The 12,719-nt window shown below is 67.3% G+C and carries 14 protein-coding genes; 6 read left to right on the top strand and 8 right to left on the bottom strand.

Annotation, left to right across the window (positions count from 1 at the left end):
- Positions 1-230: 230 nt before the first annotated feature.
- The gene (locus KS03_RS32065; protein WP_153477179.1) at positions 231-593 is read left to right on the top strand and encodes a hypothetical protein; all 363 of its coding nucleotides are present in this window, start codon (positions 231-233) and stop codon (positions 591-593) included.
- A gap of 81 nt (positions 594-674) precedes the next feature.
- Here KS03_RS32065 and KS03_RS17375 read toward each other — a convergent pair whose 3' ends face one another.
- From KS03_RS17375 to KS03_RS17350, 6 genes are all read right to left on the bottom strand, one after another.
- Positions 675-1,652 carry a branched-chain amino acid ABC transporter permease gene (locus KS03_RS17375; RefSeq protein WP_035982934.1) on the bottom strand — a complete coding sequence of 326 codons (978 nt, stop codon included), beginning with the start codon at positions 1,650-1,652 and terminating at the stop codon, positions 675-677.
- A 2-nt stretch (positions 1,653-1,654) separates the two neighbouring features.
- Positions 1,655-2,539 (bottom strand): branched-chain amino acid ABC transporter permease, encoded by an 885-nt coding sequence (locus tag KS03_RS17370; RefSeq protein ID WP_012734167.1) that lies wholly within the window; start codon positions 2,537-2,539, stop codon positions 1,655-1,657.
- 102 nt (positions 2,540-2,641) lie between these two features.
- Positions 2,642-3,850, bottom strand: a complete 1,209-nt coding sequence (locus tag KS03_RS17365) for an ABC transporter substrate-binding protein (RefSeq protein WP_012734166.1) — start codon at positions 3,848-3,850, stop codon at positions 2,642-2,644.
- A 77-nt stretch (positions 3,851-3,927) separates the two neighbouring features.
- Positions 3,928-4,722: an ABC transporter ATP-binding protein gene (locus KS03_RS17360; protein WP_012734165.1), complete on the bottom strand. Its 795-nt coding sequence runs from the start codon at positions 4,720-4,722 to the stop codon at positions 3,928-3,930.
- A complete protein-coding gene (locus KS03_RS17355) occupies positions 4,719-5,483 on the bottom strand; it encodes an ABC transporter ATP-binding protein (protein ID WP_012734164.1) in 765 nt (254 codons plus the stop codon). Before KS03_RS17355 ends, KS03_RS17360 begins: the two co-directional genes overlap by 4 nt.
- A gap of 373 nt (positions 5,484-5,856) precedes the next feature.
- Positions 5,857-7,515: a GMC family oxidoreductase gene (locus tag KS03_RS17350; protein ID WP_012734163.1), complete on the bottom strand. Its 1,659-nt coding sequence runs from the start codon at positions 7,513-7,515 to the stop codon at positions 5,857-5,859.
- Positions 7,516-7,680: 165 nt separating this feature from the next.
- Here KS03_RS17350 and KS03_RS17345 point away from each other — a divergent pair, with 165 nt between their 5' ends.
- Entirely contained in the window at positions 7,681-8,580 is a 900-nt protein-coding gene (locus tag KS03_RS17345; protein WP_012734162.1) for a LysR family transcriptional regulator, read from the top strand.
- 214 nt (positions 8,581-8,794) lie between these two features.
- Positions 8,795-9,322, top strand: coding sequence for a class IV adenylate cyclase (locus KS03_RS17340; RefSeq protein WP_012734161.1), 528 nt, complete (start codon positions 8,795-8,797; stop codon positions 9,320-9,322).
- A 56-nt stretch (positions 9,323-9,378) separates the two neighbouring features.
- Here KS03_RS17340 and KS03_RS17335 read toward each other — a convergent pair whose 3' ends face one another.
- Positions 9,379-9,870, bottom strand: a complete 492-nt coding sequence (locus KS03_RS17335; protein WP_012734160.1) for an Lrp/AsnC family transcriptional regulator — start codon at positions 9,868-9,870, stop codon at positions 9,379-9,381.
- A 139-nt stretch (positions 9,871-10,009) separates the two neighbouring features.
- Between KS03_RS17335 and phhA the strand changes: the two genes are divergently transcribed.
- Positions 10,010-10,915: a phenylalanine 4-monooxygenase gene (phhA, locus tag KS03_RS17330; protein ID WP_012734159.1), complete on the top strand. Its 906-nt coding sequence runs from the start codon at positions 10,010-10,012 to the stop codon at positions 10,913-10,915.
- Between the two features lie 112 nt (positions 10,916-11,027).
- On the top strand, positions 11,028-11,339 hold the full coding sequence (locus tag KS03_RS17325; protein ID WP_012734158.1) for a 4a-hydroxytetrahydrobiopterin dehydratase: 312 nt from the start codon (positions 11,028-11,030) through the stop codon (positions 11,337-11,339).
- Between the two features lie 249 nt (positions 11,340-11,588).
- On the opposite strand, the gene KS03_RS30135 is transcribed toward KS03_RS17325, so the two are convergent.
- A complete protein-coding gene (locus KS03_RS30135; protein WP_012734157.1) occupies positions 11,589-11,819 on the bottom strand; it encodes a DUF3717 domain-containing protein in 231 nt (76 codons plus the stop codon).
- A gap of 110 nt (positions 11,820-11,929) precedes the next feature.
- Between KS03_RS30135 and KS03_RS17320 the strand changes: the two genes are divergently transcribed.
- Positions 11,930-12,622, top strand: coding sequence for a response regulator transcription factor (locus KS03_RS17320; protein ID WP_012734156.1), 693 nt, complete (start codon positions 11,930-11,932; stop codon positions 12,620-12,622).
- Positions 12,623-12,719: the final 97 nt, after the last annotated feature.

The raw sequence follows: 12,719 nt of genomic DNA, 5'->3' as shown, positions 1-12,719 counted from the left end.
CGCCGTTGCAAGCAAACTCGCCCCATCCTGTAGGAAATCGTCGCGCAGTTCCGTGCCGCCCGGTCGTGCCGCTCGCCCAGCGAGGCGCGAATCGCGGCATGCGGAATGACGGCGGTGCGATCCCGTTCGCATTTCCCTCACCGCCCGCGAAATGCGCTCGGCAGATCGCGTGATCGCCGACCCAGTTCCCGCGTCAACGCCGGCTTTCCATGTGTTCGCACGCCCTTTCGATGCGTGGCAAGACCAGCCGTCCCGGGTTGGATGACGATGCCGAGCCGAATGAATATGCGAGCAACCAGGAACAGGGCAACCAGACCGACACACGGCCCGTTGCGGGCCGGCATGAACAAAAAACGGAAAGGACGATCGCGTGGCGCACGCCGAAAATGAAAAAGCGCTGTTGGATTCCGTCCAACAGCGCTTTGGGGCCGGGCACTTTGTGCCTCGATTGTCTCCTCGTTCTCCACCTGCAAAATTTGTTTCGCGGTGCATCAGAACTGAAACGAAGATTAAACAACCCCCGGGTGTGCGACAACCTAGCATTTACCCCTATGGTGCATCGCCGCACGAAAATTGGGCACAAAATCAGCTAACGAAACAGTGAATTGGCGGGCATTCGCCGTCAATTAGCATCACTTGTCCACTCGCGTCGCACCCTGCTTTGCCGCTACGCATCACGACGATGCGCGCAGCGGTTTCACGCGCGCGACGATCTCGCCGACTATGCCGCGCCGAAACGTCAGTACGCAGGCGATGAAGATCAGCCCGGTCACGATCGAGGTGGATTCGCCGAGCGAGCGAAACCAATCCACGCCCGTGGCCGACGCGAGCCAGGTGCCGATGTCGCCGAGCCGCTCCTCGAGCAGTACGATCAACGCCGCGCCGAGCAGCGGGCCGAACAGCGTGCCCATCCCGCCCACCAGCGTCATCAGGATCACGAGCCCCGACATCGTCCAGTACGCGTCGCCAAGCGTCTCGAAACCGAGCACGAGCACCTTCAGCGAACCGGCCAGCCCGGCCAGCGCCGCGGACAGCACGAAGGCGAGCAGCTTGAAGCGGTCGGTGTCATAGCCGAGCGAGATCGCGCGCGGCTCGTTCTCCTTGATCGCCACCAGCACCTGCCCGAACGGTGAATGCACGATTCGCACGATCGACAGCGCGGCCAGCACCACCGCCACCAGGATCACGTAATAGAGCGTCAGGTCCGACGACAGGTCGAGCAGGCCGAACAGGCGCCCGCGCGGCACGCCCTGCAGGCCGTCCTCGCCATGCGTGAACGGCGCCTGCAGGTAGACGAAATACACCATCTGCGCGAACGCCAGCGTGATCATCGCGAAGTAGATTCCCTGCCGGCGGATCGCGAACAACCCCACCACCAGCCCCAACGCCGTGGCGGCCGCCGTGCCGGCCAGCACGCCCAGTTCCGGCGAGAGGCCGAGCGTCTGGATCGCATAGCCGGTCAGATAGCCGGCCGTGGCGAGGAACATCGCATGCCCGAACGACAGCAGCCCGGTATAGCCGATCAGCAGGTTGAAGGCGGCCGCGAACAGCGCGAAGCACATCACCTTCATCACGAACAGCGGATAGACGCCCGCGAACGGTAAGACCGCGAGGCCGGCCAGCAGCACGCCATAGAGCACTTTTCTCTGCATCATCATCGTTCCTTGCCGAACAGGCCCGCCGGACGCACGAGCAGCACGAGCGCCATGATCACGAACACCACGGTGGCGGACGCCTCCGGGTAGAACACGCGCGTGAAGCCCTCGATCACGCCGAGCAGCAGGCCGGTGACGATCGAGCCGAGAATCGAGCCCATCCCGCCGATCACGACCACGGCGAACACGGTGATGATCATCGGCTGTCCCATCAATGGCGAGACCTGAATCACGGGCGCGGCCAGCACGCCTGCGAACGCGGCCAGCGCCACGCCGAAGCCGTAGGTGAGCGTGATCATCAGCGGCACGTTCACCCCGAACGCCTCGACCAGCTTCGGGTTATCGGTACCGGCGCGCAGGTAGGCACCGAGCCGCGTCTTCTCGATCACGAACCAGGTGGCGAGGCAGACGGCGAGCGACGCCACCACCACCCAGGCGCGATAGTTCGGCAGATACATGAAGCCGAGGTCGGTCGCGCCGGCCAGCAGCGCGGGCACGTCGTAGGGCTGGCCCGAGGCGCCGTAGATCGAGCGGAACACGCCCTCCACGACGAGCGTGATGCCGAACGTCAGCAGCAGCCCGTACAGATGATCGAGCCGGTACAGCCAGCGCAGCATGGTGCGCTCGATCAGGATGCCGAATGAGCCGACGACGAGCGGCGCGACCACCAGCATCGCCCAGTACGGCAGCGAGAAGTAGTGGAGCCCCATCCATGCGAGCATCGCGCCGAGCATGAACAACGCGCCGTGCGCGAAGTTGATCACGTTGAGCAGCCCGAAGATCACCGCGAGCCCGAGGCTCAGGATGGCGTAGAACGAGCCGTTGACGAGGCCGAGCAGCAGCTGGCTCAGCATCGCCGACAACGGAATGCCAAAAATGTCCATCGAACCTGCCGTTTGAAGAGGGTGCGCGGCGCATGCTGCACCGGCTCGCCGCCGCTGGCGGGAAGCCGGCGCCGCATGGCGCCGCGCGGGAACGGATTCAGCTCATTTCCATGACGCGCAGCGCGATTCCTGCTTGGTCGCAAACGCCTGCTCGCCCGGAATCGTCGCGAGGATCTTGTAGTAATCCCACGGCTCCTTCGATTCGGACGGCTTCTTCACCTCCATCAGGTACATGTCGTGGATCATGCTGCCGTCCGCACGCACGTAGCCCTTCGCGTAGAAGTCGTCGATCTTCTGCTTCTTCAGCTGCGCCATCACCTTGTCGGCATCGGTCGAGCCCACCGCCTGCACCGCCTTCAAATAGGTCGTCACCGACGAATAGTCGGCCGCCTGCAGGCTGGTCGGCATCTTGCGGGTCTTCGCGAAGAAGCGCTGCGCCCACTTGCGCGAGGCGTCGTCGCGGTTCCAATACCAGCTGTCGGTCAGCACCAGGCCCTGGGTCGTCTCCAGGCCCAGGCTGTGGATGTCGGAAATGAACACCAGCAGCGCGGCCAGCTTCATGGTCTTGGTGATGCCGAATTCCTTGGCGGCCTTGATCGAGTTGACGGTATCGCCGCCCGCGTTGGCAAGCCCGAGGATCTGCGCCTTCGAGGCCTGCGCCTGCAGCAGGAACGACGAGAAATCGGAGGCCGACAGCGGGTGGCGCACCGCGCCGAGCACCTGCCCGCCGTTGGCCTTCACGACCTCGGCGGTGTTCTTCTCGAGCGCCTTGCCGAACGCGTAGTCGGCGGTCAGGAAGTACCAGGTCTTGCCGCCCTGCTTCGTGACGGCCGAGCCGGTGCCCTTGGCGAGCGCCATCGTGTCGTAGGCGTAATGGATCGTGTACGGCGTGCATTGCTCGTTGGTGAGCGTGTCCGCGCCGGCGCCGATGTTGATGTAGACCCGCTTCTTCTCTGCCGCTACCTGGTTCATCGACAGCGCGGTGGCCGAATTGGTGCCGCCCACCAGCAGGTCGAGCCCGTCGCGGTCGATCCATTCGCGTGCCTTCGAGGCGGCGATGTCGGCCTTGTTCTGGTGGTCGGCGTAGACGAATTCGATCGGCTTGCCGTTGACCTTGCCGCCGAAGTCGGCAATCGCCATGCGGATCGCCTCGATGCCGCCGGGGCCGTCGATATCGGCATACAGCCCGGACAGATCGGTGACGAAACCGATCTTCACGACATCGCCGGCCGCCCGCGCGGGAACCGCCGCGACGGCCGTCGCCGCAAGCGCGGCGCCGAAGCACGCGCGCGCGAGGATCTTCAGTTTCATTGACGTCTCCTGAGGTGCTGCGTTGTGGTTATGTCGTCTTGTCGTCGTGTCGTCGTGTCGTCCGGCGCGCGGCGCGTTCAGACGCCGAGCAGCGAATGCAGCACCGGCATCTTGGCGTCGAGTTCCGACGCACCGAAATGCTCGACGATGCGGCCATGCTCCATCACGTAGAAACGGTCGGCGAGCGGCGCGGCGAAACGGAAGTTCTGCTCGACCATCACGATGGTGTAGCCGCGCGCCTTCAGCGCGACGATCATGCGCGCGAGCGTCTGCACGATCACCGGCGCGAGGCCCTCGGAGATTTCGTCGAGCAGCAGCAGGTTGGCGCCGGTGCGCAGGATGCGCGCGACCGCGAGCATCTGCTGCTCGCCGCCCGAGAGCCGCGTGCCCTGGCTGTGCCGGCGCGCGGCAAGGTTCGGAAACAGCGCATAGATCTCGTCGAGCGGCATGGCGTGCTCGCGCGCGCCGACGGCGGGCGGCAGCAGCAGGTTCTCCTCGCACGACAGGCTCGCGAAGATGCCGCGCTCCTCCGGGCAATAGCCGACGCCGTGGCGCGCGATGCGGTGCGTGGCCAGATCGATCGTCTCGCGCCCGCCGATGCGGATCGAGCCCCGCCGCCGGCCGGTCAGGCCCATCACCGCGCGCAGCGTGGTGGTGCGTCCCGCGCCGTTGCGGCCGAGCAGCGTGACCACCTCGCCGCGCGACACGCGCAGGTCCACGCCGTGCAGGATGTGGGATTCGCCGTACCAGGCTTCCAGCCCCGAGATCGCGAGCGCCGGCACGTCGGCCTCGGCCGGCGCCGCGTCCAACGCGGTGGCGCTCGCGTGCTGCGGGGCGTCCGGTTCCGGCTGCCTGCGCTCGCCGCCGCTCATCGGTGCGCTCCCGCGCTCCCCATGTAGGCCTCGATCACGAAAGGATTCTTCGATATTTCGGCATACGTACCTTCGGCCAGCACCTCGCCGCGCTGCAGGACGGTGATCGTGTCGGAGATGCCGGCGATCACGTTCATGTTGTGCTCGACCATCAGGATCGTGCGTCCGCTCGACACCTTGCGGATCAGTGCCGTCACGCGATCGACGTCTTCATGGCCCATGCCCTGGGTCGGTTCGTCGAGCAGCATCAGTTCGGGCTCCATTGCGAGCGTGGTGGCGATCTCGAGCGCGCGCTTGCGGCCGTAGGCGAGCTCGACCGTCGTCACGTGCGCGAAATCGGACAGGCCCACCTGGGTCAGCAGGTCCATCGCACGATCGTCCAGGCGGCGCAGCGAGCGGGCGCTGCGCCAGAAATGGAATTCGCTGCGCAGGCTGCGCTGCAGGCCCACGCGCACGTTCTGCAGCGCCGTGAGATGCGGGAACACCGCGGAAATCTGGAACGAGCGGATGATGCCGCGCCGCGCGATCTGCGCGGGCCGCTCGCGCGTGATGTCGATGCCGTTGTAGACGATTTCGCCGGCCGTGGGCCGCACGAACTTGGTCAGCAGATTGAAGCAGGTGGTCTTGCCGGCGCCGTTCGGGCCGATCAGCGCGTGAATCGAACCGCGCTTCACGCGCAGATCCACGCCGCTCACGGCCGTGAAACCCCGGAACTCCTTGGTAAGCCCGTGCGTCTCCAGAATCGTGTCGCCGAGAATCATGCCCGCTTCCATTCGATGTGACGCGCAACATTCAAAATCTCGCGCGAGCGGCCACGACGCCCTCCGCCGCATGAAGGCTGCCCCCGAGCTCGATGCCGATGCGCCGACGAACCGGGTCGAACGGCGCATGCTGCCTGCTGCGCGCATTGTCGCGCCGTTGATGCAGTGCATTCATCGGGATTTGCACTGAGACCGCGCGCGCCGCGACCGCTGGCGCGCGGCAGGTCCGGCTTGGACCTGCAAAGCGACGGGGGGCTTCGCGCGCCGTTCGTCAGGGTTCGTACCGACCGGCGGAACGCGCATCGGCCCGGGGCGAAGCGCGTGGCGCATCAGGCCGCGGCGGTATCGTCGCGCGCCGGCGCGACGGGCACGGTCACCGGGTCGGCCCGCCCTGCCCCGCGCGGCGATCGGCGCGGATCATCTCGCTCGCGCGCTCGGCGATCATCAGCGTCGGCGAGTTGGTGTTGCCCGAGGTGATGGTCGGCATCACCGAGGCGTCGACGACGCGCAGGCCGTCGATGCCGCGCACGCGCAGCCGGCTATCGACCACGGCGCGCGGATCGTCGGCGCGCCCCATCCGGCAGGTGCCGACCGGATGAAAGATCGTGGTGCCGACCGCGCCGGCCGCGACGGCCAGTTCCTGGTCGGTCTGATAGCGATGCCCCGGCAGCACTTCGTCGGGCCGATAGCGGGCGAGCGCGGGCGCGGCCGCGATGCGCCGCGTCAGACGCAGCGCATTGGCGGCCACGCGGCGGTCCGCCTCCGTCGCGAGATAGTTCGGCGCGATGCGCGGCGCCGAGAACGGATCGGGCGAATCGATGTGGATGCTGCCGCGCGAGGTCGGCCGCAGGTTGCAGACCGAGGCCGTGAACGCGTCGTAGCGGTGCAGCGGTTCGCCGAAGCGGTCGAGCGAGAGCGGCTGCACGTGGTACTCGAGATCGGCGCGCGTGATCGAAGGATCGTGCGGATCGGACTTCGTGAACACGCCGAGCTGGGACGGCGCCATCGACATCGGCCCGCTCTGCCGCAGCAGGTATTCGGCGCCGATCCAGAGCTTGCCCCACCAGTGCGCGGACAGCGTGTTCAGGGTCCGCACGCCGGCCACGCGAAACGCCGTGCGCAGTTGCAGGTGATCCTGCAGGTTCTCGCCCACGCCGGGCAGGTCGCGCACCACCTCGATGCCGAGCCCGCGCAGCCGCGCCGCGTCGCCGACGCCGGATAGCTCAAGCAGCGCCGGCGAATTGACCGCACCGGCCGCGACGATCACCTCGCCGCGCGCACGCGCGACGAACGGCTGGCCGCCGCCGCGATACTCGACGCCCGCGCAGCGCGCGCCGTCGAACGCGAGCCGCTCGACCTGCGCGCCGGTGATGATGGTCAGGTTCGGGCGCGACAGCGCCGGGCGCAGGAACGCCTTGGCCGCATTCCAGCGCACGCCGCGCTTCTGGTTCACCTCGAAGTAGCCGACTCCGCTGTTGTCGCCGCAATTGAAATCGTCGGTGGCCGCGATGCCGCTCTGCTGCGCCGCCTCGGCGAACGCATCGAGGATCTTCCAGCGCAGCCGCTGCCGCTCCACGCGCCATTCGCCGCCAGCGCCGTGTGCGTCGTTGCCGCCGCCGTGGTGATCCTCGCTGCGCCGGAACACCGGCAGCACCGCGTCCCAGGCCCAGCCCGCGTCGCCCGTCAGCTCGGCCCAGCCGTCGTAGTCCTCGCGCTGGCCGCGCATGTAGATCATGCCGTTGATCGACGACGAGCCGCCCAGCACGCGCCCGCGCGGATACGACAGCACGCGGCCGTTCAGCGCCGCCTCGGGCTGCGTCCGGTAGAGCCAGTCGGTGCGCGGATTGCCGATGCAGTAGAGATAGCCGACGGGAATGTGGATCCAGTGGTAGTCGTCCTTGCCGCCCGCCTCGAGCAGCAGCACCGAGACGTCGGGATCCTCGCTGAGGCGATTCGCGAGCACGCAGCCCGCGGTGCCCGCGCCGACGATCACATAATCGAATTCGCCCTCGAGCGTGCGTTCGGATGTCACGATTCGTCTCCTTCCATGTCGTCCCCGCATCGATGGCCGGGCCGTATTCGTGATGGCCGGGGTACGCCGCCCGGCCGAGTATGGAATCGAAGCGTACCCGTGCCGCGCGCTCGCGATCCAATGAGTTATGCTCAACCGCATCATAAGCCGCGCAAATATTGCTCGATGGATCTGATCCTGCTTCGCGCCTTCGCCGCGGTGGCCCGTGAAGGCAACCTGACGCGCGCGGCCGCGCAGCTCTGCCTCACGCAGCCCGCCGTCAGCCTGCAGATCAAGCATCTGCAGCAGGCGCTCGGCGTGGCGCTGTTCGCGCGCACCTCGCGCGGCCTGGGACTCACGCGCGACGGACAGGCGCTGCTGCCGCATGCCGAACGCGCGCTGGCGGCGGCCGGCGAGGTGCTGCGCGCGGCCAGCGCGCTGCGCCAGGAGGTGCGTGGCCGGCTGCGGATCGGCACGGTGCTCGATCCCGAATTCCTGCGGCTCGGCGGTTTCCTGCGCCAGCTCGTCGAAACCCACCCGCGGCTCGAGACCGAGCTGCGGCACGGCATGTCCGGCTGGGTGCGCGACGCGGTGCGCACGCGCGAACTCGATGTCGGCTATTCGATCGGCCGCCCCGACGACGACGATCCGCACCACGGTGCGCTGTTTCACACCCGCACGCTCACCCGCTACCAGTATCGCGTGCTCGCGCCGGCCGGCTGGAAGGAGCGCGTGCAGCGCGCCCGCGACTGGCGCGCGCTGGCAGCGCTGCCGTGGATCTGGACCCCGCCGTCCTCGGCGCATCACCGGCTGCTGTCGCGCCGCTTCGCCGAGGCCGGCGTGCAGCCGATGAAGGTGGCCGAGGTCGATCAGGAGCCGTCGATGCTCGATCTCGTGAAGTCCGGCGTGGGGCTCACGCTCGCGCGCGATTCGATCGCGCTGCGCGAGGCGCACGCGCATGCGCTCGTGATCGTCGAGGCGGTGACGGTGCCCACCGAGCTGACCTTCGTCACGCTGGCCGCGCGCCGCGAGGAGCCCGCGATCGCGGCCGCACTGCGGCTCGTCGAGGCGCAGTGGGCCGGCTGACACATCAATGCGGCCGCGCCGCGCGGACTTATCAACAGACGACGGGCTTTTCGACGGTGAACCCTGCGCTTCGCGCACGCTCACCGCACCCCGCCGCCGCCGGCCGGCCCGGCGTCAAGCCAAGTGCACGCGTCACGCCACGGTCGCCGAGTTTTTGCTAGATTGGCTCTCCCAACCCAAGCGATTTCGCATCGCCAAGACTGAGGAGAACGGCATGGCACGCAACATCGAGATCAAGGCTCGCGCCCGCGACTTTGACGGCCTGCGCGACAAGGCGGCATCGCTCGCCACCGAGGAACCGCTTTTTTATCGGCAGCAGGATTTCTTCTACGACGTGCCGCGCGGCCGCCTCAAGCTGCGCCGCTTCGAGGACGGCACGCCGGCGGAACTGATCTTCTACCAGCGCGACGACCGCGACGGCCCGAAGGCCTCGTACTACACGCGCAGCCCCGTGACCAACCCGGACGCGATGCATGCGCTGCTCGCCACCGCGCTGACCACGCGCGGCATCGTGACGAAGGAACGCCACGTCTATCTGGCCGGCCGCACGCGAATCCACCTGGACCGCGTGGACGGGCTCGGCGATTTCGTCGAACTCGAGGTGGTGCTGGCCGAGGGCGACGACGAAGCGGGCGGCGAGGCCGAGGCGCACGAGGTGTTCGCGAAGCTCGGCGTGGCCAGCGAGGATCTGGTGGCGGTGGCCTACGTCGATCTGCTGGCCCACGAGCCCACGGCCGCCTGAGCCGGCTGGCCGCGCACCGGGCAGAATTGCCCCTTCCTCGCCTTGGCCGGCGCCGCTCAGGCCGGCGCCGCTCCCGGCTCCAGATGCGACAGCGGCAGCGGGCCGCTGCGCTTGAAGGTGGTCAGCACGATGTTCGAGCGCACGCTGTCCACGCCGGGCACGCGCATCAGCTTCTTCATCACGAACGACGACAGCGCGTTCAGATCAGGCGCCACGATCCTCAGCAGATAGTCGGCATCACCCACCACCGCATGGCATTCGAGCACCTCGGCCAGCACGTCGATCTGCTGCTGGAACTGCTCGATGATCGAATCGCCGTGGTGCTTGAGCTTCAGGCTGGTGAACGCGGTCACGCCGAGCCCGAGCCGCTCCGGGCGCAGCACCACGCGATAGCCGTCGATCACGCCGGCCGCCTCGAGGCGCTGCAGGCGCCGGCCGATCTGCGACGGCGACAGCGGCACCTGCTCGCCGAGCTGCTGGTGGGTCGCGCGTCCGAAGCGCTGCAGCACGTCCAGCAGCGCCAGATCGAAGTGATCGAGTTCCAACATGAATAATCTCCGCGTGATTTAGTAAATTGATGCGAAATTATCGCATTAAAAGTTCCACAAGCGTCGAAATTGCGCCCTTCCCGCGCGTTACCCGCTCTACACTGGCATCCATCGTCACCGCAGCCGTGCCCAGCCAGCCATGTCCAACGTCGTCACCGCGATGCTTCAGGAGCAGTTCGACGCGGGTCTCGAGACCCGCCAGGATTTCACCATCGATCAGCCGCTCGAGCGCTACACGCGCGTCGATCACGCAGTCTGGTCGCAGCTCTACGCGCGGCAGACGGCGCTGCTCGAGGGCCGCGCGGCCGACGCATTCGTGGCCGGCATGAAACGCCTCACGCTGCCGGCCGACCGCGTGCCGTCGTTCGAGGACGTGAACCGGCAGCTGCAGCCGGCCACCGGCTGGGAAATCGTCGCGGTGCCGGGGCTCGTGCCGGCCGACGTATTCTTCGCACACCTTGCGAGCCGCCGCTTTCCCGTCACTTGGTGGATGCGCCGCCCGGACCAGCTCGACTACCTGCAGGAGCCGGACTGCTTCCACGACCTGTTCGGCCACGTGCCGCTGCTGATCGATCCGGTGTTCGCCGACTACATGCATGCCTACGGCCAGGCCGCGCTCGCCGTCTCCGACGACCCGTTCGCGCTGTCGCTGCTGGGCCGGCTCTACTGGTACACGGTGGAATTCGGCCTGATCCGCAGCCGGCACGATCGCGACCAGCTGCGCATCTATGGCGCCGGCATCGTGTCGAGCCGCGGCGAATCGGTCTACAGCCTCGAAAGCGCCGCGCCGAACCGGATCGGCTTCGATCTCGACCGCGTGATGCGCACCGCCTATCGCATCGACACGTTCCAGAAGACCTACTTCGTGATCGACGATTTCGAGCAGTTGTTCGCGCTCGCGAAGGTGGACGCGCGCGCGCTGGCCAGGCGGCTCGCCGGGCTCGCCGAGCACCCGGCCGGCGCCGTGCTGGCCGGCGACCGGGTCCTGCATCGCGGCACCGGCGAAGGCTGGGCCGGTGACGACGACGCCACCGGCCGCGCCTGAATCAACGTCGTCTGGCCGCAAATATGGAAGAATGTCCCGATGGCGCGCCGACGCTTCGCGCGGCTCGCGCGACGGCGGCCAGGCGCGCGTCACTGCACACGAGGGCACTGCCATGATCCACAAGCTCACATCGGAAGCACGCAAGACGCAGCTCGAGACGCTGCCGCACTGGTCGGCCGTACCCGGCCGCGACGCGATTCAGCGCAGCCTGCGCTTCACCGACTTCAACGCCGCGTTCGGGTTCATGACCCGCGTGGCGATCAAGGCGCAGGAAATGGATCACCATCCAGAGTGGTTCAACGTCTACAACCGCGTCGACATCACGCTGTCCACGCACGACGCGAACGGGCTGACCGAACGCGACATCCAACTCGCGCGCTTCATCGACGAAGTCGGCCGCGACGCTCACGCGCAGCTCGGCTGAGCCGCACGCCACGACGGGCGGCATTGCGCATCGCCGGCGTGATGCGGCCCGTTTATTTCGCGTTCATCGCTCTTGCCACGCCTCGTTCCGGCGCCCCGCCTGTCGCCCGTCGCGCCCGCCACCTTCGCTGGGTCGGGCGCTCGTCACGAATCGCAAGCCAATGGCCACGGACAAACCCGTAGCCGCGTCAACGTTTCGGCGCCGCCGCACGTTGCTTGATGCAGAACCCGGCACGAAGCGCGCGAGCCTTCAGCTTTCCAAGCCGTTCTTAAGGCGCGCGTAAGACTCCCAGGCACAACGTGCGATGGGGTCCAAACCTTCCAGTTTTAGCGCGCTTTGCCGCTGTACAATCAGCAATGCATACGGCTTGGAAAGCGCGCTCGCCTCTTCGCAAAGCTTGAGTTCATCACCGCTCGATGGTGAGCGGGCGCGCCAGAAATTGATCGCGGCTTCGAGTTCGTGGATCGAGATGTCGGACATATAGTTGGAATTTCGTTCGCTAGCCGCCTTGCCTGTCGTCGGCCACGCGACATGCTGTTGGAAACGGCGTCGTGATGTCCCAGCCAACCCATTGTACTTGAGCGAATCTCATGCGACTCCTCCTCATCGAAGACGACCGCCCCATCGCACGCGGCATCCAGAGCAGCCTCGAACAAGCAGGTTTCACCGTCGACATGGTCCACGACGGCATTTTCGCCGAGCAGGCGCTCGCGCAGAATCGCCATGAACTCGTGATCCTCGACCTGGGCTTGCCCGGCATCGACGGCATGACGCTGCTGTCGCGCTTTCGCCAGACGAATCGGCACACGCCGGTGATCGTGCTGACCGCGCGCGACGAGCTCAACGACCGCGTTCAGGGCCTCAATTCCGGCGCCGACGACTATATGCTGAAGCCGTTCGAGCCGGCCGAGCTCGAGGCACGCATTCGTGCGGTGATGCGCCGCAGCGGCCCGCACAGCGACATGCCGCGTCCGGAGGTTTCGCTCGGCGGCGTGCGCCTGTCGGGCGTCGATCGCCGCATCTTCAACGACGACAAGCCGCTCGAATTGTCGCCGCGCGAATTCGCCGTGCTCGAGATGCTGCTGCTGCGCCACGGCCGCGTGGTCAGCAAGGCGCAACTGCAAGACCATCTGACGCACTTCGGCGGCGATCTCGGCGACACCGCGATCGAAGTCTACGTGCACCGCGTGCGCAAGAAGCTCGAACAGTGCCGCGTGGAGATCGTCACGGTGCGCGGCTTCGGCTACCTGCTGCAGGAAATCCGCCAGCCGGCGAGCGTCTGAGGCGAAGCCCGGCCACGGCCGGGCCGCCGCCGGACGGCGCGCCCGCGCCGGCACCTTCCACGTCTCGCCCGGCTTCGGCCGGGCGCTGCTTTTTTCG

The organism is Burkholderia glumae LMG 2196 = ATCC 33617, from assembly GCF_000960995.1.
Classification (GTDB): domain Bacteria; phylum Pseudomonadota; class Gammaproteobacteria; order Burkholderiales; family Burkholderiaceae; genus Burkholderia; species Burkholderia glumae.
This window is presented reverse-complemented; position numbering and strand designations above follow the sequence as displayed.